Annotated in this window: 23 protein-coding genes; 5 read left to right on the forward strand and 18 right to left on the reverse strand. The window is 33.9% G+C overall.

Annotated elements, in window-relative coordinates:
• Positions 1-11 precede the first annotated feature (11 nt).
• Positions 12-500, reverse strand: a complete 489-nt coding sequence (locus LZQ00_RS00390; RefSeq protein ID WP_234510859.1) for a SixA phosphatase family protein — start codon at positions 498-500, stop codon at positions 12-14.
• Positions 501-714: 214 nt separating this feature from the next.
• Here LZQ00_RS00390 and LZQ00_RS00395 point away from each other — a divergent pair, with 214 nt between their 5' ends.
• The 4 genes from LZQ00_RS00395 (at position 715) to LZQ00_RS00410 (ending at position 5484) form a co-directional block, all read left to right on the forward strand.
• Positions 715-1947 (forward strand): hypothetical protein, encoded by a 1233-nt coding sequence (locus LZQ00_RS00395; protein WP_234510861.1) that lies wholly within the window; start codon positions 715-717, stop codon positions 1945-1947.
• Positions 1948-2015: 68 nt separating this feature from the next.
• Positions 2016-3056, forward strand: a complete 1041-nt coding sequence (locus LZQ00_RS00400) for a glycosyltransferase family A protein (RefSeq protein WP_234510863.1) — start codon at positions 2016-2018, stop codon at positions 3054-3056.
• The gene (locus LZQ00_RS00405; protein WP_234510865.1) at positions 3053-4297 is read left to right on the forward strand and encodes a glycosyltransferase; all 1245 of its coding nucleotides are present in this window, start codon (positions 3053-3055) and stop codon (positions 4295-4297) included. The genes LZQ00_RS00400 and LZQ00_RS00405 overlap by 4 nt, the downstream gene beginning before the upstream one ends.
• A gap of 17 nt (positions 4298-4314) precedes the next feature.
• Entirely contained in the window at positions 4315-5484 is a 1170-nt protein-coding gene (locus LZQ00_RS00410) for a glycosyltransferase (RefSeq protein WP_234510867.1), read from the forward strand.
• 26 nt (positions 5485-5510) lie between these two features.
• On the opposite strand, the gene LZQ00_RS00415 is transcribed toward LZQ00_RS00410, so the two are convergent.
• Positions 5511-6308 (reverse strand): glycosyltransferase family 2 protein, encoded by a 798-nt coding sequence (locus LZQ00_RS00415; RefSeq protein ID WP_234510869.1) that lies wholly within the window; start codon positions 6306-6308, stop codon positions 5511-5513.
• 150 nt (positions 6309-6458) lie between these two features.
• Here LZQ00_RS00415 and LZQ00_RS00420 point away from each other — a divergent pair, with 150 nt between their 5' ends.
• Positions 6459-7214, forward strand: coding sequence for a glycosyltransferase family 2 protein (locus tag LZQ00_RS00420; RefSeq protein ID WP_234510871.1), 756 nt, complete (start codon positions 6459-6461; stop codon positions 7212-7214).
• Positions 7215-7217: 3 nt separating this feature from the next.
• Here LZQ00_RS00420 and LZQ00_RS00425 read toward each other — a convergent pair whose 3' ends face one another.
• The 16 genes from LZQ00_RS00425 to LZQ00_RS00500 form a co-directional block, all read right to left on the reverse strand.
• Positions 7218-8309, reverse strand: coding sequence for a glycosyltransferase (locus tag LZQ00_RS00425; protein ID WP_234510873.1), 1092 nt, complete (start codon positions 8307-8309; stop codon positions 7218-7220).
• Positions 8306-9430 carry a glycosyltransferase family 4 protein gene (locus tag LZQ00_RS00430; protein WP_234510875.1) on the reverse strand — a complete coding sequence of 375 codons (1125 nt, stop codon included), beginning with the start codon at positions 9428-9430 and terminating at the stop codon, positions 8306-8308. The genes LZQ00_RS00425 and LZQ00_RS00430 overlap by 4 nt, the downstream gene beginning before the upstream one ends.
• Positions 9431-9436: 6 nt before the next feature.
• The gene (locus LZQ00_RS00435) at positions 9437-10678 is read right to left on the reverse strand and encodes a glycosyltransferase family 4 protein (protein ID WP_234510877.1); all 1242 of its coding nucleotides are present in this window, start codon (positions 10676-10678) and stop codon (positions 9437-9439) included.
• A complete protein-coding gene (locus LZQ00_RS00440) occupies positions 10679-11704 on the reverse strand; it encodes a glycosyltransferase family 9 protein (RefSeq protein WP_234510879.1) in 1026 nt (341 codons plus the stop codon).
• Positions 11704-12309, reverse strand: a complete 606-nt coding sequence (locus tag LZQ00_RS00445) for a DUF4254 domain-containing protein (protein ID WP_234510881.1) — start codon at positions 12307-12309, stop codon at positions 11704-11706. The genes LZQ00_RS00440 and LZQ00_RS00445 overlap by 1 nt, the downstream gene beginning before the upstream one ends.
• A gap of 34 nt (positions 12310-12343) precedes the next feature.
• Entirely contained in the window at positions 12344-13834 is a 1491-nt protein-coding gene (locus LZQ00_RS00450; RefSeq protein ID WP_234510883.1) for an NADH-quinone oxidoreductase subunit N, read from the reverse strand.
• A gap of 4 nt (positions 13835-13838) precedes the next feature.
• On the reverse strand, positions 13839-15440 hold the full coding sequence (locus tag LZQ00_RS00455) for a NuoM family protein (RefSeq protein WP_234510885.1): 1602 nt from the start codon (positions 15438-15440) through the stop codon (positions 13839-13841).
• A gap of 3 nt (positions 15441-15443) precedes the next feature.
• Positions 15444-17486, reverse strand: coding sequence for an NADH-quinone oxidoreductase subunit L (gene nuoL, locus LZQ00_RS00460; RefSeq protein WP_234510887.1), 2043 nt, complete (start codon positions 17484-17486; stop codon positions 15444-15446).
• A 2-nt stretch (positions 17487-17488) separates the two neighbouring features.
• Positions 17489-17794: an NADH-quinone oxidoreductase subunit NuoK gene (nuoK, locus tag LZQ00_RS00465; RefSeq protein WP_234510889.1), complete on the reverse strand. Its 306-nt coding sequence runs from the start codon at positions 17792-17794 to the stop codon at positions 17489-17491.
• Complete coding sequence (locus tag LZQ00_RS00470; protein ID WP_234510891.1) at positions 17791-18333, reverse strand: NADH-quinone oxidoreductase subunit J; 543 nt, start codon at positions 18331-18333, stop codon at positions 17791-17793. Before LZQ00_RS00470 ends, nuoK begins: the two co-directional genes overlap by 4 nt.
• A gap of 5 nt (positions 18334-18338) precedes the next feature.
• Positions 18339-18902: a NuoI/complex I 23 kDa subunit family protein gene (locus LZQ00_RS00475; protein WP_234510894.1), complete on the reverse strand. Its 564-nt coding sequence runs from the start codon at positions 18900-18902 to the stop codon at positions 18339-18341.
• A 17-nt stretch (positions 18903-18919) separates the two neighbouring features.
• Entirely contained in the window at positions 18920-19993 is a 1074-nt protein-coding gene (locus LZQ00_RS00480; RefSeq protein WP_234510896.1) for a complex I subunit 1/NuoH family protein, read from the reverse strand.
• Between the two features lie 257 nt (positions 19994-20250).
• Complete coding sequence (locus tag LZQ00_RS00485) at positions 20251-21537, reverse strand: citrate synthase (protein WP_234510898.1); 1287 nt, start codon at positions 21535-21537, stop codon at positions 20251-20253.
• A gap of 323 nt (positions 21538-21860) precedes the next feature.
• The gene (locus LZQ00_RS00490; protein WP_234510900.1) at positions 21861-22778 is read right to left on the reverse strand and encodes a molybdate ABC transporter substrate-binding protein; all 918 of its coding nucleotides are present in this window, start codon (positions 22776-22778) and stop codon (positions 21861-21863) included.
• A gap of 11 nt (positions 22779-22789) precedes the next feature.
• Complete coding sequence (locus LZQ00_RS00495; protein WP_234510902.1) at positions 22790-23260, reverse strand: DsrE family protein; 471 nt, start codon at positions 23258-23260, stop codon at positions 22790-22792.
• A gap of 4 nt (positions 23261-23264) precedes the next feature.
• Entirely contained in the window at positions 23265-24245 is a 981-nt protein-coding gene (locus LZQ00_RS00500; RefSeq protein WP_234510904.1) for a c-type cytochrome, read from the reverse strand.
• Between the last annotated feature and the right edge of the window lie 30 nt (positions 24246-24275).

Genomic DNA, 24275 nt, shown 5'->3' on the forward strand with positions numbered 1-24275 from the left:
ACGAAAACGAATTAAATTATAGAACGAACAAGGCTTGCACTGTTGGCTGTTAAACTGTTAAAATCAAAATCATCATCCAATAAAAGCTGCACGACTTGAGATGTTTTTAAATAGATTGATGTATTGCTGACATATTCGACAAAATCGGATAGCCCAGGATTGTGTCCAAAAATAAACGCCGTTTGGATCTGTGTTGGTATTTGATTGATTACTTTCAATATATCCAAATAAGAGGCTTCGTAAAGCGACTCTTCTTTGACTAAACCAATTTTTGGATATTTGATCGCTTCAATAAAGATTTCAGCTGTTTGATAAGCTCTTTTCGCGGGGGAGGAAATACATAATGTTGTATGCTCAGCTTTAAAGTCTAATGCTAATTGTTTGGAAATTCGTGTAGCTCGTTCTATCCCTTTATCAATTAATATACGATCAAAATCTTTTTTGGAAAGTGACTGTTCCGCTTTAGCATGACGGACGATGTAGAGGTTCTTGCTCATCATAGAAAATAGTTCATATAAATGTAGCAAATTGACTTTAATTTCGTTCAAGATGTAGGAAAAATTAATATAAAAAATATACTTTTGACATCTGAAAAAGTAATGTTATGCCATACCCTACAGTAAGTTATTTCTCTCTATGAAGATATATAACTAAGTATAAGCTGTCTTGTACTAATTGACCAGAATGATTTTTAATTAACCGTTATATTTTTTTATGTTTAAAAACATACTTGCAGTTTTATGCCTAGGAAGTTTACTGATTTCTTGTAACCGAACAGATGAAAGTTTCTATGCTCAGGATCCCGAAAATTTTGAATCGAGCGTTAAACCGTTAGATTCTGTAGCTTTTGATGATGTAAAAGACAACGTTAATATACATATTAATGCTAATGCAAATTTTTCAGGACTTAAGGATGCAAACTTTTTCTTAGATATTGCCAATGACAATCATAGCTATTGTCATCCAGATGTACTTTATTTTGCCAACGGCTTTCATGGATTTAAATATTGGATGGTATTTACACCCTACTTTGGTGCGGTTGGCACCACACAAAATTCTAAACGGTATGAAAACCCGAGCATAGTTGTTTCAAATGATGGAATAACCTGGTCAACTCCACCAGGTTTAATTAACCCAATCATGAATGCTCCTTATCCACAAGAAAGTTTAAAGGAAAATAATCAAGATCCGATACAAGGTTTTTGGTCGGACGTGGATTGGGTATATGTAAATAATAAATTTTACCTATACTACAGAGGTAGTTTTATTTCGGCACAAGCACTTAAAAAAAGAGCTGAAAAAAATACTTCAAACCTTAAAAAGCTAGAGACGAATGCACACCGAACTATTGTGCAACAAACTTCTGTAGATGGTGTAAATTGGTCGCGAATAGGAATAGCATTTACGAGTAATCCCCCCTTTACCCCTCAGAATAATCATGTTTTATCTCCCTCTTTTATTCACAATGGAAACGAATTTATAAGTTATGAAGTAGAATTGAATTTAGGGAAGAAAAATTTTAAAGGCAAAGATGGGTCTTATGTAATAAGAAGAACTTCTAATGATGGGTTGAATTTTGATTACTTCAAACAGAGTAAGATTGTTCATTTTGCAAACAAACCATGGTTAGCGCTAAATCCTGCTTATTCACCTTGGCATATCCAAGCTAGCTACGTGGATGGATATTATTTTTTATGTCTAGCAATAGGAGATGTTAAGAAATATACTTCCGAAGCACTTTATATTGCTTATTCAAAAGATGGACTTCATTATAAGGTTTGTCCAAAAGCTATTCTTGAGCATAATGCTTATCGATCTGCTATATTTCCGATGAATAGTGATGAAAAGATCATTCATATGGGAGCAATGATTGCAACTAAATCAGGAGAGTTTAGATACAAAGAGTTTTTATTAAATAAGGATAAGATTGATAAATCCTGGAAATAAATTTATCATTTCAGTTGGTTATTTCAATTACTTACCTTTATTGTTTAGTTGTTAATATAAGATAAAGTATGTTTTTGCAGTCAAATGAAATAATCATATCCGTTATAATTCCAATTTATAACCAAGAATTGTTTCTTGATGAAGCCATTCAGAGTGTCTTCCAGCAAAGCTATCCATATTTTGAATTAATCCTGGTGAATGACGGAAGTACGGATAGATCTGCAGAAATTTGTCAAAATTATACCCATCAATACGATAATGTATATTATTTTGAGCAGAGTAATTCTGGCGTGTCTGTTGCTAGAAATAATGGATTAGCTCAAGCCACTGGATCTTATGTGTTTTTTTTGGATGCTGATGATACAATTGGAGTAAATTTTTTGAAAGAAACACTTGAAATAGCCCTAATCAATAAAAATGATATTGTGGTAATAGGTGAACATTATTGTTCTCGTTCTCATCATGTAATGGCGCTGCCCACCTGTGCAATGTTTCTAAAAATGGATTTTCTTAAGAAATATCCTGACATTAGATTTCCAGAAGGTATACAACCCTGTGAAGACGGTTTATTTTCCCATCAATTATTAGCGTTAACCACTCAAGTTGGTTTAAACCCAAATGGAATTTATAATTATCGCCAGCATGATAATCAAAATCATGTTATAATCGATCAGAACAGCGAAAAAGTTTTACTTCAAATCCCTAAATGGTTTTCTATATTAAAAGACTTTTATACCAAACATAATCTTTATCGTTCACAGGCTTTTCATTTAGCTCTTTTTATCGAACATGAACCTTTTGAATTTCGCTATCTAAAAATGCGATTTTCTGCCTCACATAAAAAACAGCTATTTGAACTCATTAATACTTTTATGGATGAAAATGTACTTCCATTTCTAAGTAATAAAGAAAAAAGGGAGTTAAGTGTCTTATTTCAATATTTTTTAATAGCCAAAAATTTTCAAAGTTTTGATAAATTTTATAAGCGATATCAAACTAGAAAATTAAGAAAAATAGAATTTCAATTGTTACTCATTAAAATTATTCCATTTTCTAAAATAAGAAGGAAATTACGTACACAAATCAGAAAGAAATATAATAGATTATGAAAGTACTTTTAATTCAACATATGTACTTTCTTAATGGGAGTGGAGGAACAGAAAAAATTTGCTCTTTTCTTGCTAATAGTTTTGTTAATAAGGATCATCAAGTTGAAATTGCTACAAATGAAAATACTACTGGTGTACCCGTATTTCCACTAGATGAAAAAATTAGAGTAAGCAATATTTATAACGCAACTATTCCACAAAAAGAACTACTTCCTATTATAAATTATAAAGGCAAAAACTTGCTTTTGTGGGTCCTTTATAAGATTAAAAAAAAGTATACTAAAGCGTATAATTTCTTTTTAAAAAAAAGAATGAAAGGTGAAGAAGGGTTATTCGTTTATAATTTACAACAGCGCGCAAAAGCTTGGAAAAGTTATATCGATGATGTAAGTCCTGATGTCATCATTACGATGTCAATTGGTTCACTGCTTGAGATTACTTATAATCATAAGATTTCTATTCCCATTATTGATTCAGTAAACGGACGCCCAGATTATGATTATACAAATATTTTTGGCGGAAGAAAACCATTTGAAGTTCAATTGCTAACAGATTCATTTCAAAAATTAGCTGGGATCCAATTGTTGTTTGATAGCTATAGAACTTATTTACCAAAAAGTTTTCAAGGTAAGAGTATCGTTATTTCTAATCCTGTTCCTAACAATACAGATGAAGTAGTTAATCATTTTGCCTCTAAAGATCGATTTAAAATTATTCATATAGCTCGATTGGATACTGCTTGTAAGCAACAACATCTCGCTATTGAAATCTTTTTAAACCTTGCACATAAATATGTGAATTGGGATTTTGAATTATGGGGAACTGGACCAGATCTACATCAATTAGAGAAACAAATTGCTGTTCATAATATAAAAGATCGAATCTTTTTAAAAGGCTTTACAAAAACTCCTATCCAAAAATTAAGAGAAGCTGATATTTTTATCTTTCCTAGTAAATATGAAGGTTTTCCATTATCATTAACGGAGGCCATGTCTGTTGGTTTACCTACTCTTGGTTTTAAGAATTGTTCTGGTGTGAATGAATTAATCAAACATGGCGAAAACGGATTTTTGGCAGAGGATACGGAAGAAATGGGAAGATTTTTAGAGAAATTAATGAAAGATGCAACTCTTCGTGACCAACTAGGTAGAAATGCTAAAAAATCAGTAGTCGAATTTGATGAAGAAAAAGTTATTGAAGAGTGGGAACAATTTATACATGAAATAGCGGCAGCTAAATAAATTTGAAAATAAATTCAATGGAAAATAACAGGAAAAAGCGGATACTTTATTTAATGCCCGATAATCCATTAGGAACGAAAGCTGGAAATCTCACAAGGACTAATTATTTACTTGATTATTTTGAAAGAAATAAGGAATCATTTGACGTAGATTTCGTTTCTTATTTGTATTGGGATGAAGAAAGTAAAATGAATTTTTCCAAAAGATTTCCGACGATTAATTTGAAAATTGTTTTAACAAAAATGCCAAAAGATAATTTGGTTAAGTATTTTTTTAAAAGTAAAATTCCTAAACTGCTTGAGAGATTTAGAAAGAAAGCAAAGATAGATGAAGTCACGCCTTATCTGAAAACAGAGCTGGATACTTTGCAAAAAGAAAGAAAATATGATATAGCTTTAATTAGCTATTCAAAGGAAGGAAGAGTTATAGAACATTGGTCCAATACATACTGTATTTTGGATACACATGATTTTCTAACTTTACAGAAGATTTCTTCGATTACAGAAGAAAGAAAATATTTTGGTCAAGCATTTCAAGAGGAAATTGATATTTTAAATCTTTATGATGAGGTGTGGACTTATTCATCTGAGGAGCACTATATTTTTGATCAATTTACGAATGCGAATGTCAAACTAGTTCCTGTATCATCTCCGATAATAAAAAATAATGAAAACAGCACTGTTAAGTACCCGATTTTATATGTGGCAAGTGATAATCATCATAATATTAAGAGTATGAATTGGTTTATTGAACAAGTTTTACCATTACTGGGGGGTACAGAGGTATTTGTTATCGGTAAGATCTGTTCAAAGATTCAGAACGCAAATCATTTAATTAAATTAGGAGTTGTCGATGATTTAGATGAATTTTATCAACATAGCAAGGTCATTATATGTCCTATGCTAAGTGGAACAGGGATTAAAATTAAAGTATTAGAAGCCCTGTCCTATGGCTTGCCGGTCGTGACAACTAGAAGAGGTGTGGATGGGTTAGTGAATAAATCCCAAAACGGTTGTTTAATATCCAATGATCCATTGGATTTTGCCCAAAATATTAAGAAGTTACTGGAGGATCCGATCTTTTATCAAGAGTATAGCTTAGAGGCAAAAGTTTACTTTGAAAAGCATCATCACCCTAATTTAGAGCTCGAATTTCTAGATAATACATTTCATCCAAATATAAAGTGATACTTTATATTTGGAATATTTTTACTTTATCCGTACTGTACTTCACTATATCCAGGAGTCCTGCGGATTATTCTTTCTCTTACGGTTTCCCTATAAATCAATTCGTTAGGTGCAAAATTAGCCCTACAACTTAATGGATGAAAGATATGGAATCCGATTGCCGCCCATTTTAGTCTTTTCTTTTTAATTCCTGAATTGATCATACGTTCAGCAAATTCATAATCTTCCCATCCCCAACCTTCAAAACCATTGAAATATCCATTGATATGGATATAATCTTCTTTCCAAAAAGCTAAATTACAGCCTTTAACATTGTGAGAACTTGTTGGATTAGTTTTAAAAATTCCTGATAATAAAGGAAAACGAATGGCATTAAAACGGGTATGCATACCATTTGACAATGCGTGCAGATTGTATTGTTTTGTTTCTAAAACCTTTTTGGATCTAGCTTCTCCTATCATCGCACGACTTCCTTGTACAAAAAAGCCTTTCTGAGCTGCCTTTAAATGATCTGCAACAAAATGTTTATTTATAATAATGTCTCCGTCTATTTCTATAATATAAGAACCAATACTCGCCTGTAATGCTTTATTCAGAATGATACATTTTCTAAAACCTTTATCCTCATGCCAGATATGTTTGATGGGAAGATTATATTCGGATTCAAAGTCTGCAATTAGTTCACGAGTCTTATTGTCCGATCCATCATCAGCTATGATGATTTCATCGGGCATTCTACTTTGTTGTGTTACACTTTGCAATACTAATGCTAATGCTTCAGGCCAATTATATGTAGAAATGATTAAACTAATAGTCGTGTTCATAGTGTTTATTTGGACAATTTTATTCCTTGTTTTATTAAAGAACGATTTATGTCGTGTTTATGTTACAATTATAATGTTAATAAATGTAAATTTTATTTTTGATTGTAAATTAATTGGTTAAAACCTACATTTGTTCATATTTCAAATAATATGCCTAAAGCAAAAATTTCCGCTTTTATTATTACGTTTAATGAAGAAAACAAGTTGGCACAAACGCTAAAAAAACTGACTTGGTGTGATGAAATTGTAGTTTTGGATTCATATAGTACTGATCGTACAGTAGAAATAGCAAAGGAATTTGGCGCAAAAGTTATTTTTCAAAAATTTGAAGGTTTTGGAAAGCAAAAGCAATCGGCTTTAGAAGCATGTCAATATACTTGGAAACTATCCGTTGATGCAGATGAAGTTCTGGATGACTTATTAATCTCCAATATTCAGAAAGTGTTGTGCAGTGAATCTAAATTCAAAGCATACTATATTAAAAGACGACAAGTATTTATGGGTAAAATTTTCAAATATGGAGATGAATCTGCTCGAAAAATATTACGTTTAGTATCTGAGGAGGTTAGATTTACAAAGGACATTGTTCATGAAGTATTAAAATATGAAGGAGAGATCGGGGTATTAGATGGCTATATGCTGCATGATAGTTATGCATCTTATGATGCATATGTAAATACAATGAATAAATACACGAACATTAATGCTGAGAAAGCATATAGCAAAGGAAAGAATTATTCCATTCTAGAAGTTTTAATTAAACCAAAATTCCAATTTTTCCGAAAGTATATTTTAAATCTAAACTTTTTGAATGGTGTGGAAGGATATTATTGGAGTAAACTTTCAGCATACTATGTGTTTTTAAAATGTTTAAAAGTAAGAGAATATTATAAAAAGGCTCGTTAATAGCTAATCTTTGCCTAAGATATAAGCTTCTAATTTTCCATAAATGCTTTTTTCATCAAAAGAATCCAGCACAAATTTTCTCCCAGCTAACCCCATCTTGTTTCTAAGAATAGGATTTTTTAAAATCTTTATTTTTTCTATAATCTGTGGAATACTATCTGTATTGGTTAAGAAACCTGTAACCCCATCAACTACTAATTCTGGATTACTACTACAATTAAAAGCAATGATTGGTTTTTCTGCTAAGGATGCTTCTGCTAAAACATAACCAAATCCTTCCCAATGGGAACTTAGAATAAAAACATCGATATCAATTAAAAAGCTTCGTGGCGAATCGGTAAATCCTAAAAAACGAACATTTTTATCTGTTCCTTTCTCAAGATTATAAGTTTTCAATTCATTTTCCAATTCTCCTTTACCCGTAATATAAATTTTGTGGCTAATATTTTGGCGAGACAATTCTGCTGATAAATCGATTAAAAATTTTTGATTTTTTTGAGGAGCAAGCCTGGCGAGATTTCCAATAATGAGATCGTCGTTGTTTCTATTGGGAACAATTTTTTTATATTCCAACTGATCAAATCGATCAATATCAATCGGGTTGTAAATAACTTTAATCTTTTCTATTGGAAATAATTTCGGGTTATTGGACAGAATTGTTTCTTTCGTTGCTTGTGAATTTGCTAATATATCGGTCACATAATGACCAAAAATACGTTGATTCAAAAAAGTGTTTTTAATCGGAATAGCAGATCCCCTTCGGTAAATAATACGAGATACTTTGGCTGTATGTGCAGCATAAGCTGCAATTTTAAGATCTTTTGGGTTATTGATCAAAATAGTTTCAATCTGTAGTTCCTGAAATTTAGCCGTTAACGAGCATCGTTTCACTGGATTTAAAAAACTAAAATTCGTTAAGTATACAGGGATATAAGTGATGTGTGGAAAAGCGATTAACTTCGTTTTTAACTTGCTATCGTTATCACCAAAAAAATACACGTCATGTCCAATGCTCGCAAAATGTATTGCTGCATCAAAATGCCATTTCTCGCCTCCTCCCCAAGACTTTATAGAATTAAAAAAAGCTATCTTCATTTTTCAGGAGTTAATTGCGTGTATAGATTCATCCATTGATGAGCTAATATATCATCGTTAAATCGCTGTGCATAATCCCATCCTTTTTCAATCATTTCGTTTTGTGTCTGCTCTGAATTTAAAATAGACACAATGGCGTGACTCATTTGTTCGATATCTTGTGGCTCAATATAAGATGAAGATGATCCACCAGCCTCAGGAAATACACCAGTATTTGTTGTGATAACAGGAGTTCTACTATATAAAGCCTCAATAATCGGTATTCCGAAACCTTCAAAAACTGATGGATAAACAAAAATCTTTGCGATACTATAGAGTAAGGATAATTCGTTCATGGATAATCCTTGCAAAAAGATAACGCGATTTTCCATGCCTTTTTTTACAATAAATTGTTGTAATTCTTTTGCATAAGCTGTTTGTTTTCCAACAATAACTAAGGGAATATCGATATTTTGTATTGCCCTAACAATAGATAATGCATTCTTTCTTGGCTCAATAGTCCCAACATTCAAGATAAATTCTTGCGGTAAGCCTAATTTTTTAATTAAATCTTTTTTTTCCTGTTCAGTCTTATTTGATTTGAACGATTCGTGACAACCTTGATAAATGACTTGAACCTTATTTTCATCTATACCAAAGAAGTTTACGATATCAAGCTTTGTTTGATTGCTGATAGCGACAATCTGATCTGCATATTCACAAGCATATTTAAATTTCTTATGATAAAGTGATCGATCAATTCTTTTATATAGTTCTGGAAAACGAATAAAAATTAAATCATGTATAGTCACTACAGATTTTATTCCTGTATCCTGTATATGGAATGGAATTTCTCCAGAAAGGCCATGATAAATATCAATATGATCTATAGCCAGATCTTTGATAATACGATGGGAGCGCCAATAGCTTTTAAAAGTCGTGTTAATAAAACCAGCAGGTTGTCTTATGATATCACTTGGAATAAGCTGATTATATAAAGGCTTTCCAAGTTTAGGTGTATACAATAAATATTCTTGTTCAGGGTGAAATGCACGTAATATCCGAATCAAATCTCGGCTATAATTTCCTAAGCCTGTTTGATTGTTAAAAAAACGTTTTGCATCAAATCCTATTCTTAACATGACAATTTACTTCAATTTTAACTTTTCAATAATAGCTCTTAGCTTGTTAATGATGATATTCCATTGATAATTCTCTGCTACATACTTTACTCCTTCAAATCCTTTCTCTTTTACGATTTTTGGATTATTGATTAAGTGCACTAATATATCATGAAGATGACGAGATGATTTGTAGCAAATTAAAGCCCCATTACTTTTTCGCTCATGTTCAATCATCACATTACATTTTTTATTGGCGATGACCATTTTGCCCAAAGATAAAGCTTCTAATGCTATTAGAGAAAGGCTCTCGTAGATAGAAGGATTTACAACAGCAAAGGAATTTTGTATTAAGGCTGTTTTCTCTGATTCTGAAACAAAACCTGTATAAATAATATCAGAGTGATTTACTTTTGGCATAAACAGGTCACCGGTAAGGATTAGTTTGAGATCAGTTTTATATTTTTGCTTAAACGTAATAAAAAAATCCAGAAAATTATTTAGTTTTCCTTCAACAATACGTCCACAGAAGAGTAGATATTGTTCAGGATATTTTTGCTTTACCAACTGAAGTTCTTTTTCACTTACAGGAGTAATATCAACACCTACAGAAACTACTTGATTTTTCGCTAATTTTTGTTGAAATATTTGGGCGCACATTTCCCTTTCTGTATCCGTATTAAAAGCGATGAAACCTACTTTCGTGAATAAGTGAGAATTGATGGTTCGAAATAACATACTCTCTAAATGAGCAGTAGGTATCAAAATTGTTTTTTCTGGAGCTATTAGCGCTCCAAATTGTGTAATGGCATTTTCATAAGTTAAGAAAATCAATGCATCATATTCCTCCTGATGATCTTCAATATAATGAAGTAAATTATCTGAATAAAAGCCATGATTTTTCATTAACTTATATTCTATTTCTTTTTGATAATTCCAGATAGGAAAAAGAGGAAAGATTATATTGGACAATTTCAACCGATAAATTAAACGTCTAATTTTTCGAGCCTTCTTTGTTCTCTTCTGTAGTTGGATAAAGCTGTTTTTATCAAATGGATTATTATTAAAACGTTTAATTTTGACACCATTTAATTCATCATCACCTTCTTTTGATTCGGGAATAAAAGTAGTATAGTCTTTCACGGTAGTCGTCAAAACTTCAACATCATAATACCGTATAAGTCTTTCGGCGAGCATTCGACAATGAAACTCAGCACCCCCTGTTACATCTAGTCCATATCGAACGGTTATAAATGCAATTTTTCCCATTTAAAAAATCTGATTGATTTTACTAATAATCATTTCTGATGTGACTAAATCGATCGCCTCTTTCCCATCACAATCACAAGGTTTATTCCCGTAGATAGAATTTGGTCTATGCGGATGATCCACCTGAACACAGTCTACGATCGATTGTCCATACCCTAAAAAACCAGCAAAAGGATGAGTTGCTCCCCAAATAGAGAGGCAACGAATACCCATTAAAGAGGCTAAATGCATTCCTGATGAATCCATACTAATCATCAAATCTAAATTCGAGATGATAGCAAGCTCTTCTTTTAACTTGAAACGCCCAATAGTACTATGTATATTAGGAGATAAGGATTGCCATTTTTCTGCTTGATCTTGTTCTATTTTTCCACCTCCAAAAATATAAATATCATAATTGTTTTGTGATAAATATAGCATAACATCCTGCATTTTTCCTAAAGGAAAAACTTTATAGGGATGTTGTGCAAACGGTGAAATCCCGATCTTTTTACTTTGATCATTAGCAAATAATGCATAAGCTAAATTCGGGAGTGGTAACCGAAGCGGTCTTAGCTTTTCCTGCAATTCAAATTCAAATCCCAATGCTCGAAAGACATCTGCATAGCGTTCAACAGTTGGTTTCAACTGTTTTAAAATCCTATTTTGCTGTCGTGTTAGGGCTTTCTTTTCTTTTCTCCCTTTATCAAGTTGTTTTACTTTTAGACCTGAGCATCTAAAAAGTGTGGCTAAAACTCTTGACCTCAAATTAAAGTGTAAATCTGCAACAGCATCAGCCTGCTTAACCGTTAATTCTTTTTTTAGTGCTATTATTCCTTTTAACCCTTTATGTTTATCTTTTGGGTAAAAGGGGTGAAATTGAACATTTGGGATTCCTTCAAAAAAAGCTTGAAATAATGGACGGCTCACCATCACTATGGAGACGTTCGGATATTGTTGTACAAAATCCTTCAATACAGATGCCACCATAGCAACATCCCCCATTGCAGAAAAACGAGTAACAATTATTTTTGAAGGTAACTTCATTATTTGGATGCCTGATATAAGACAGGATTTAAAGCAGGATCATTGTACATTTTCATCTGTTTGTAGACTTTCATGTATTTTTTACCTGTTTGAATATCTGCTAATAATTCATCAATGCTTTGGGATAGATCTATCCGCTGATCCAACAAGATATTCAGTTTAATTTGACAAGCATCAATATGACTTTGTTCAGCATCCTGACGCATCGTTTCCTGCTCCATATGATAAACTTTTAACGCTAATATCGATAAACGGTCAATAGCCCAAGCAGGACTTTCTGTATTAATTTTGGCATCTGCTAAGGGTGTTACATTTTGGAATTGTAGTAAATAATAGCTGTCTATAAACTCCACTGTATCTGTACGTTGTTGGTTTGATTCATCAATACGTCTTTTCCAATGTAAACCTTCTTTTGGATCTATTTCAGGATTTCTTACCACATCTTCCATATGCCATTGTACAGTATCAATCCAACATTTCATATATAATAAATGTTCTAATGAAGACGATTCAAATGGATTTTGAATTTTATGATCAATTTCGTTTGTAACGTGATAATCCACGATTGCACGTTGAAAAATAGTGTTAGCTAATGCACTTATCATAGTACAAATATAATTATAAATGAAATAGAAAGTTTTATTTTAAAAGATTCAATAGTAAACTTGGGTATAGACCTAATAGAACGACAAGGATACTTAATGAAACAGCAATATATACGAGTAAGTTATTGAACCTAGTATGGTCAATAATTGTGTCTGCTTCTCTTAAAAAGGCTTGCAATGGAATTTTGAAATAAAAGAATAAGGAGATTACGGAAGTTAGAGCACCTACGATCAATAGCAGAAGTAATGGTAAATCCTGCATCACTTGATATTGTTCAAATACCTTTGAAAAAACTAAAAGTTTCCCTATGAATCCAGCTGTAGGTGGTAGACCTATCAAGGAGATCAACACGATTGAAAAGCTTACAAAAAGTAGGGGATATTTCTTTCCCAAGCCTTTATAAGATTCAAAAGAAGTACTACCAACACTTTGCTCCAACTGATCAATAAATAGGAAAACTGCAATATTCATTAATGCATAGATCGCTAAATAGAACAACATAATAGCTGTGTCATTCTGAATATAGACGAGTGCAACCATCAAGAGTATACCTGTATGGCCAATAGATGAGTAGGCCATCATTCTTTTGACATCTTTTTGCATTAATGCCGCTAAATTTCCAATAAGCATTGTCGCGATTGCGATAATTAGGACAACAATTATTAAGAATTCAGAATAATAAAACGGACTTGCGGCCCAACTTGTTAATAATCGAGACAATAAAACTAAAGCACCAATCTTAGGTGCTGTTGAAAGATAGGCTGTAATAGGAGTCGGGGCACCTTGGTAAACGTCAGGACTCCATACATGAAAAGGAGCAAAGCTCAATTTAAATCCAATACCTGTTAGCAAGAATAAGAATGCAATGCTCATCATAATTTTAGGAGCTTCGATCAATCCCTGTATATGCTGTTCCGAGTCAAAATTCAAGTTTCCTGTGAAGCCATAAATCAATGATAATCCATACAGCATCACAGCAGCACAAATAGACCCAAAGAGTACGTACTTCATAGCCGCTTCAGCTTCAAATTTTGTTTTTGAAAAATAACCTACCATAATGTAAGAGCTGATAGAAAGGGTCTCAATCGCGATAAAAATTAATAACCAATTGCTACTTAAAGTCAATAGATGTAATCCTAAAGTAGCGGTTAACAAGACGCTATATAAATCTGCAATAGGACGAGTATGCTTCGAGAATCGTTGCTGAATGAAGATTGTAATCAATAAGGTTGAGATAGATAGAATAATTCTGGATAAGATGGATAACTTATCCACTTTAATCATCTCAAAAAAACCTGTTAAGTCAGCAACATGGCTGTATTGATCAAATAAAAAATAGAGACTGGTTAATAAACCAATCATAGTACATGCAAAGGAAGTATAGCGCCATAACTTATCAATTAATAAACTACAGATAATACTGCAGACAAAAGCAATCATTAAAGCAAGTTCCGGTTTAAATAAAGGAATGCTTTGAACAATATGGTTCAGGATTGAAGAAATAGATGACGCAAATTCTGACATTTTCTTAGTTATACTGTTGAATGAAAGTAACTAAATTTAAGACGCTGGTATTCATGTGATGAAATACTAAAGATGGACAAACGCCTAAAATTAAAGCAAGTGCCAGTGTTGGGAATAAAATGAGCTGTTCCCTTGCCGTTAAATCCACTAGGGCAGTACTCCATGTTTCACCTCCTTTTAATCTTGTTTGTCCAAAGAACATACGTTGCAATGTCCAAAGTAAATAAGCAGCGCTCATCAGGATTCCAATAGATCCGGCAATCGCCATCCATCTGGGAAGACCCGTGCCCAGACTCTCTGAATTGAATGTCCCGATAATGACAAATGCCTCCGCTATAAATGCCGAGAATCCAGGTAAACCTAAGGATGCAAAAAACGCAATAGCGATATAGGCGGTATATTTGGGCATAATTGTCGCTAACCCTCTGAAATGAGGGATATACCGATCATGAACACGATCATAAAGAACACCTACCAAGAAGAATAAGGCCGCAGATAAAAACCCATGACTGATCATTTGGAACATTGCACCTGAAATCCCTTCTGCGGTGAAAGACGCCAATCCCAATAACACAAATCCCATATGAGAGACGGAAGAATAAGCAATCATCCGTTTTAAATCTTTTTGAGCTAATGCATTAAACGCACCATATAAAATGGACACGACACCTATTAAACCTAACCACCAATTCGATTCAGCAGCGGCATCGGGAAATATACTGAAGCAGATCCGAATAATACCATACCCACCAATTTTCAATAAAATACCAGCAAGGATGATCGATACAGGAGTAGGAGCCTCCACATGGGCATCGGGTAACCAAGTATGAAGAGGTACGATTGGAACTTTAATGGCAAAAGCGAAGAACAGTACGATGAATCCAATCAATCGAGCAGATATGCCAAATATTTCCTGATAACCATCCAAAGCAAATATTGAACCTTCAACAAAGTTGGCTGGATTCATCATGTAAATCATGTTAAAGGTATGCGCTCCTGTTACAGGATTGATGACTGAAAAATATAACCCCACAATGACCAAAAGCATAAAAACCGATCCAAACAGAGTGTATATAAAGAATTTCATCGCTGCATACTCTCTGCGTTCACCTCCCCAAATGCCAATCAAGAAATATAAGGGAAGTAACATCACTTCATAGAACAGGTAGAATAAGAAAAAATCTAAAGCGCAAAATATACCAATAACAGCCATGTTTAACAACATGAGGAGGGCAAAGTATCCTTTTAAACTTTTCGTCATATTCCAGGAAGCTCCAATTGCCATGAGCATGACAAACGTACTTAAGACCAATAAAGGCATTGAAATCCCATCTACACCAAGCAGATAATCTATTTCTAACTTCCCAACACTCCCCAAATCTAAACGAATCCAAGATAATTGTTCGACCAATTGATAACCTTCAAGGGTATTGATACCTTTTGCATTTGGATTAAAAGAAAAATAGGCTATTCCTGCGAGGACAAATTGTATGGCAGTGATAGCAAGGGCAATATATTTATAAGAATCTTTGTATCGACTAGGAAGAGCGAGTATAATTGCTGTCGCTAGTAAAGGTAAAAAGATTAATAGGGATAGTGTAGGCATTTTCTAACGCAATAAAAGATAAATTAAACCAACGACAACAAGCAGGAATACAGAATATAGATACGTCTGCAGTTTTCCATTTTGTGCTGATCGCGCAAGATTTCCTAATGCAAACGCGATTTTTGCCACGGCATTTACGATGCCGTCAACGATATTTTTATCCAGCCAGTCAATCAGACTAGCGAAATTTTGAATTATTTTAGTAAATAGATGTATAAATCCATCAACGATATTCCGATCTATCCAATAAGCAAATTTGCTGATCCACAGCATACTAGAGACAATAGTTTTTTCATTAAATTGATTCAAATATCCCTGATGCAATGATAAGTGGTTAGCAAAGCTATTTTCATTTAATGGATACTGACCTTTGGCATACCATTTCCAACCCAATACCCATACAGATAACGCGCCTACTGTCAATAGAATAGGAATCACGATATGTGCCATGTGATTGGTTTCGTACGGATAGGCGACCAATAAGCCATCCATAATCCAAGAGTCATGATAGGAGATAGGATTAATGGAAAATAATGGAAAGAAACAACAGATCCCTAAAAAAAACATTGGCCAAAGCATTGTTTTAGGAGCTTCTTTCAAATGAACATGTTGTCCAATAAGATGCTGAATACGCAATTCTCCCAAAAATGTTTTAAAAATCAATCTTCCAATATAGAAGGAAGTTAAGATACTAACTAGGACCAGTAGAATAGGGATGATTTGAAATGCCATACCTTTGGTCGAAGCCCACTCAAAAGCTGAAATAATGATACTATCTTTAGATAAATAACCAGAAGTCAATGGGAAACCAGAGAGTGCTAAAGACGCCAAAGCCATTAAGATAAATGTTTTAGGCATATAGGTGCGTAATCCTCCCATATTTCGAACATCTTGTGGATCAAAATCTCCTTGACTATGTTCTTTTAGGTGAGCCATTTCGTGAATAACTGCACCTGCACATAAGAACAACAGACATTTGAAGAAAGCATGTGTCAGTAGATGAAACATGGCGGCATCCCAAGTACCTATGCCAATCCCCACCATCATGTATCCCAATTGAGAAATTGTCGAGAAAGCTAAGATTTTTTTGATGTCGTATTGTGCTAGAGCAAAGTACGCTGCGGTAACTGCGGTGAGGGTTCCAATAATAGCAATAAACAGCAAGACTGTTTCATTGAATAGTGGGAATATTGTACTCATTAAGAACACACCAGCAGCGACCATCGTCGCAGCGTGAATTAGAGAGGATACCGATGTAGGACCTTCCATGGCGTCAGGTAACCAGACGTGCAGTGGAAATTGTGCTGATTTGGCCATTGCACCTAAGAAAAATGCTATTCCAGCAATAGTTAGCCATATCTCAGGCATGCTATTGTGAGGTGATACCCACAGTCCATTTTCAATTGTGGTATTTGCCAGCAATCCTCCAGTTTCAAATAAATGTACAAGATTTAGCGTTCCAAACTGTGAATAAACAATCGCTATTCCAATTAAGAAACCTAGATCACCGATTCTATTGACTAAAAACGCTTTTTTGTTAGCTTGAACAGCAGCATCTTTTGTAAACCAAAATCCAATCAATAAATAAGATGCAAAACCCACTAATTCCCAAAATACATACATGACCAACAAATTATTCATGATCACTAAGCCTAACATCGCAAAACAGAATAAGCTCAAGTACATCCAATAACGATGTACTCCTGTATCCGCATGCATATACGATTTGGAGTAAATATGGACAGGAACAGCTATTGTCGAAACTAACAATAACATCAGTGCGGTTAGGTTATTTAACAGTATGCCAATTGTGAATGTAGTATTACCTATTTTGAACCAATCAATTTCTACCGTTTGAGGAAACGTATTCCAAATACTCAGAAATGTGAATAAGCCACATATAAAACTCACGGTAATAGCACCTATTGCGACAAGACCAGATTGATCTTTTTTCCCAACAAGTGCTTGATAAAAAAAAGCCAATAAAGGCATCACTACAGTTAAAAATGCAGTTGTAATCGGCGATATGTCAAGTGAAAAGTTCAATTTTAATCTTTTAATTCACGAATTTGATCTGGATTAATGGTTTTGTAATGTCGATATACATTTAAGACAATCGCTAATCCGACAGCTACTGCTGCTGCTGCCAGTACAATAGCAAACAAGGCGAATATCTGTCCTCCATAATTGACTTGATCATATTTTCCGAAAGCAACAAAATTTAGAATAGCTGCGTTAATCATTAACTCAATACCAACTAAAATCATAATGGCATTCTTCTTTGCAAGCACAGCGTACAGACCAATACAAAAGATACAAGCTGAAACAACTAAAAAGTGTGTTAGTGTTATCATTTTTGTAAATCCTTTCTTGATAAGTGTGAAGCTCCAATCAAAGCCATCATTAAGAAGATGGAAATTACTTCAAAAGGAAGTACATATTGTGTCATAAATTTAATACCCAGTTGATGAATATTGTTATCTGTACTTTTAATCACCGTATTATTTTGAATAGCTGTTGCCATCCAACTTGGAGTGGTTGCTCGCCATTCTTGTATCCCAAACAATAGGATACACAAAAAAGAGAAAACTACTGGAATAACCTGCCATCTTGGTAAGCTAAATAAAGACCCGCTTGTTTGTTGTAAGTCATGCAGCAATTCTTTATTAGATAGCATAAAGGCAAATAACATCAGAATTAAAACTCCTCCAACATACACCATAATTTGTGTTATCGCTACGAAATCTGCTAAAGCAAACAAATAGAGACCCGCCATCGCAAATAAAAGCACAAAAAATAAAAACAAGGCTCGAGCTATATTTTTTAGACTCACGACTAGCAAAGCTGAACCTATAGCTAAAAAAGAAAAAGCATAGAATAAAAATAATTCCATCGTCATTATTTTAATTTTGCCGCCTCCTTTTCAGCTTGAAATTTTGTCCATTCAGATTTTCGTTGTGCGACTTGATCATCAGTCATGTCTGAGAAGCCATAAATTAGATCAGTTAATTTTGTTGAACTACGATCATATTGATCGGTCATGGTGATACATTCTGTAGGACATACAACTGTACATAATCCGCAATACATACATTTTGCCATATCGATATCAAACCTTGCTGGGTACAGTCTTTTTACACTCCCATCAGAAGTTTTTCCGATTACTTCTGGAGATTTGATCGCTTCGATAGCGATACAATCTACCGGACAGGCTTTTGCACATAAATCACATACGATACAATCATCGATTTCCACATCCAGTTGATAACGCGCGACTTCAGGTATTGGCATTTTAACTTTTGGATATTGTACTGTAGCAATACCAGTTTGGTTGTCAAAATAATGATCTTTTGTAATATCTAATTCTTGACGTGCTTTTTGGGCTCCAAATAAATGCTTCACAGTCAAAGAAAGTCCTTTGAAGGCCGTTTTAAGTGCATGAAAAGCAATTTTGAATACCATATTGATCTATACCTAAATTAAGTGATTACTAAAATTCTCCAAATAGCAGAAATGGCCATGCATAGGAATGCGAGAGGAGTTAACACCTTCCAACATAAATTCATCAGTTGATCCGCTCGTAGACGAGGCAACGTCCATCGAATCCACATTTGAATGCCAACTAAAAATAGAGATTTGAAAAACGTCCAAAATATTCCCCAGCCAAATCCAGTTGTCCAATCTGCTAACCGTATTGATCCTATATTTGGAAAAGGCGTATTCCACGCCCCTAGGAATAAAACAACACCCAGCATTGACACCAAGAACATCATGGCATATTCTGCAAGAAAGAAGAATGCAAATTGTATACCGCCGTACTCGGTATGAAAACCCCCAACGAGCTCGGACTCTGCTTCTGGAATATCAAATGGAGCACGATTACACTCTGCTAGTGTTGCAATGAAAAAGATGATATACGTGACAATCATATGAGGAGCCTGAAAAATATTCCAAGCCAATACACCCCCTACATTTTTGATTGACCATATTCCAAGGAATTTAATCTCTTCAGTGGCTAATATACCTTGATTGGTTGCAATATCATTCAAATTTAATGACTGTGTTAACATGACCGCTGTGATTAACGTCAAACCTACAGGAATTTCATAGGAAACCATTTGTGCAATAGCACGCATAGCGCCTAATAATGAAAACTTGTTGTTAGAGCCCCAACCTGCCATTAAAATACCGATAGCGTCAATCGATACAACTGCCATAATTAAAAATAGACCAGTGTGTGTATTGACAGGAATAAAGTTATGAGACCAAGGAATGACAGAAAAACCAGTGAATATCGCAACAAAAATGACAATTGGCGCTACTCGAAATAAAATCTTATCCGCTAAAAAGGGGGTGATCAATTCCTTCTGCAACAATTTTAAGATATCAGCGATTGTTTGCAGTGATCCATATTTTCCTGTTTCCATAGGACCTAACCTATCTTGGACGAATCCCGCTATTTTACGTTCTGCATAGACCGCAAATAAGGTAAAGATTGCTATAAACATAAAAATAGCAACGGGAACAAGGATATGGATAAATAAATCTAACAAATCTTATTTGTAATGATTATCAATAAGTGAATTCTTGTCTGCAAATCTAAGGAAAACCTATGAATTTAGTGCAGGAAAATTAAATTATATACTAATTTAATAGACATTTTGTTGATGGAAATAAAATCCTTCTGAAAACTTTTACTTCAACCGTATTGAAAACTTATTACAGGCTGTTTATATGCAATAAAAAATAAATAGTTTTTCAGAAAAAAAGCATCTCGAAAGATGCTTTTTAATAAAAATATTTTTAGAAATTAACGTTTCGAAATATCAACGTAATCACGAATAGTAGCCCCTGTATATACTTGTCTTGGGCGACCAATTGGCTCTTTGTTTTCACGCATTTCTTTCCATTGTGCGATCCATCCTGGAAGACGACCTAATGCAAATAGTACCGTAAACATATCTGAGTTAAATCCTAATGCTCTGTAAATGATACCAGAATAAAAATCAACATTTGGATATAATTTTCTATCAATGAAATATTGATCATTTAGGGCTGCTTCTTCCAATTTTTTAGCAATATTTAAAACAGGATCATTCACACCCAATTTTTCTAAGATGTCATCACATGCTTTTTTAATGATTTTAGCACGAGGATCGAAGTTTTTGTAAACACGGTGTCCGAATCCCATTAAACGGAAAGGATCGTTTTTATCCTTAGCTTTCGCTAAATATTTCTCTGCATCTCCACCATCATTTTTGATCGCTTCCAACATTTCGATTACAGCTTGGTTAGCACCACCATGCAATGGTCCCCAAAGCGCATTGATACCTGCTGAGATCGATGCGTATAGATTCGCGTTTGATGAGCCTACAATACGAACTGTAGATGTAGAACAGTTTTGTTCATGATCTGCATGCAAAATCAATAATTTATGCATGGCATCAATCACAACTGGATCAAACGTTTTCTCATTATTCACTTCTCCAAAAATCATATTTAAGAAGTTATCAATGTATCCCAAATCTTTTTTAGGATAAACAACAGGGTGACCTAATGATTTTTTTTGAATCCAAGAAACAATTGTTGGCATTTTAGCCAATAGATTGACGATTGTTTTATCTTCTTCTTCTTGTGTTGGATTCGGATTTAAAGATTCTGGATAGAATGCAGATAAAGCACCAACAAGACAAGATAATTGTCCCATTGGATGAGCTTGTGAGGGAAAGCCAGCAAAGAAGTTTTTCATGTCTTCATGAATCATCATTTGCGATTTGATGTCCGTTCTGAACTGTTCTAAAACTGCTTTTGTCGGAAGCTCGCCATATATTAATAAATAAGCAACTTCCAAGAAAGTTGATTTTTCAGCTAATTGTTCAATAGGATATCCTCTGTATCTTAAAATGCCTGTTTCACCATCTAGAAAAGTGATCGCACTTTTCGCTGCCCCAGTATTTTTAAAACCTGGATCTAAAGTAATATATCCAGATTGATCTCTCAGTTTAGAGATGTCAATTGCTTTTTCGTTTTCTGTACCAGTAATTACTGGGAATTCGTGTGACGAACCATTTAAAATAATAGATGCTGTTTCAGACATAAGCTTCTTACTGTTATCTTGTGTTTATGCAAATGTAATAAAATTGATAGCTAATATACTAGAGTTTTCGTAATAATAATGCCATAATGATTGCTTTATTTATATTATTTTTTAGTTTAAAACCTATTTCTTTTACTCATAATTGCCATTCTTTTATTCAAATGATTCCTCTTAACTGAAAAATTAAAATTATCCTGTTGTTCGTATTTTTATCCCTTAGTACGATATTCAAATAAGAAAGATAAACCTTACTCTACTTATTCTTAGGAACTAAGTTATCTCTCTTGAATAAAGTTTCGAATTTGATAACAAACAAACCGAAGCTATTTTTTAGGGATTTCAAACCCATATTTTTTGTAGATATCTTGAGCAGACTCCGATTGTAAATAAGCCATGAAATCGATACCTGCTTGTTTATTTTTAGATTTTTTCAATTTCCCTGCCATGTATTTTGCAGTGATATTTTCGTTATCTGGGATCGTTATACTTTCTATCGGATGATTAATCATTTTCTGAAATGCAGCTTCCGAATACCATACTGGAGCAACATCTGCATGTCCTTCCAATATACGTAAAGGGCTTTCTCGATGATGTATTTTGGTCAAATAAGTTGTTTTATCGGCGACTTTTTCTTCCATAATCGTACGGACAAGCTCTTCACCACCTACTTTTCTATAAGCTGTTTTTATTTGTTCTCCTACACCTTCCCAAGCAGGATTGGGCATGCTGATACGTACATCTTTACGTTGTAAGTCTCTTAAGGATTGTATGTTTTTTGGATTTCCTTTCGGCACCATCAATGTCAGTTTGTTTGTTGCATACGTAATTGTTTGATCAAAATAATCTCCCATTTCCGTAATACGTCGTTGACCTGCGGTGTAAACATCCGGTGTATGGGTGATCTTGAGATTCCCGATTGTTAATGATCCACCTTGTATCTGTTTAGCCAAGATTCCTGGAGGCAATGTTTCGACAAATATCCTTTCGTATTGCGGATATTCTTTTTTAAAAGTTTTGATAAGATCATCAATTACCATAAACTGATTGCCCGCAAAGAAAATAACCAATTGTGGATTTTCAATTTCACCATAAAGATCGGGGATATTATCGATCCCGGGAATTGTAAAATTTACAGCAGATTCAGGAGGAGTGTTCCATGGTGGATGGAATTGATAATCTTGTGCATGTACAGCATTTATTCCTACTAATAGTACAAGTATACTTCTTAATAATCGTTTCATGATAGTTTAACTTATGGTTTTACAATATTCCATCCTTGATGCGCACGTATAATAAGTTCCCCATTACCACTTGGAACATAACCGATGAAGTCAAAGAGCTCTTCTTTTGTTAAATTTCGTTCTTTTAATGAGTTAAGACATTGTGCTACAAGAACACCTCTTTTGATCAGTTTTTTAAACGGTTCTTCAAATTTGGAAGTGCTTTTTAAGAAGGCTTCAGTTCCTCCTGAGAAAGCAATCAACTCAATATGTAATTTTCCTTTTAATCGAGGATCATCTAAGGCATTATTGATATTACGGATCGCTTTTTCAATCGTTTTTGGATCATTACTATCCAATTGGTAAATGGCGTGATAAGATTTTTTCTCGGCAATTGCTCCTTGAAACGCCGCATTTTTAATTAATGCCTCTTCTTGGGTTTGTGCGGACAATTTTCCCATGCTTAATAAAGCAAGGATCATGATCATAACTGTTTTATTCATTTTTTTAAAAATTAAAGGGACCGTATTTATGTTGTATTGCACTTATGTTGTCATGGAATGGTGGATAAGGAGAATCCTTAGGTTTCTTGGCCAAGTTTGGATAATCCTTTTCTTTATTTGCTTTTATTGGTCTTGAAAAAGAATTGATATAAGCTGCTACATCATAAGCCTCAGCATCTGTTAATATCGGATTATCATGTGTGGCACCTAAGGGCATATTCCCTTTGATGAACTGCATCGCAGTAAGCACTCGTGCCATTCCAGCACCATCATTGTATGAGTCCTTTCCCCATAGCGGTGGATATTGATAACCTTTATTGGTTGCTAATTTTTTCCCTTCTCCTTGTTGTCCATGACAACTTTGACACTGCTGTTGAAAAACTATAGCACCACTTTTTGGATCAGCTGCTCGTTTAGGTGTTTTTACTTTGACAAAACCTTGTCCTACAATTCGTTTTCCAGTAGGAGTATTCTTACTAATGTGTTTGATATAGGTGATAATTGCCCTCATTTCCATACTGTTTACATCGATGGCTTTACCGTTCATACTACGTTCAAAACAACCATTGATACGCTCTTCCAACGATTCAATTTTATCCTCTCTTCCAATATATACTGGAAAAACTCCCGTAAGTCCAACATAAGGAGCAGCAAAAGCTTTCGTTCCCCCATTGAGGTGACAATTTGTACATGCTAAGTGATTACCAATCTTGTTACCATTTTTTTCATAGAAATAATTGTACGTTTCTTTGATTAGCTTCTCACCATAACTTGCAAGCTTATCTTCTTCGCTATCTGTAAAAGGACTCAATTTTAAATCATCTACATGGGTGATGAGTTGTTCTTTATTGGGGACAATTTTCTCTATATTACGAGGTAACCCATTGGTAATGTAAGCTGATAAAACAATGAAACATAACAATACAGAGGTCACTAGTATAATGGTATTGCTACTCTTTCTAATTTTTTTCAATTCTTCTTCCATCAGCGTTAGGTTTTATACAAAAGTAGACTA

The organism is Sphingobacterium sp. SRCM116780, from assembly GCF_021442025.1.
Lineage (GTDB): Bacteria > Bacteroidota > Bacteroidia > Sphingobacteriales > Sphingobacteriaceae > Sphingobacterium.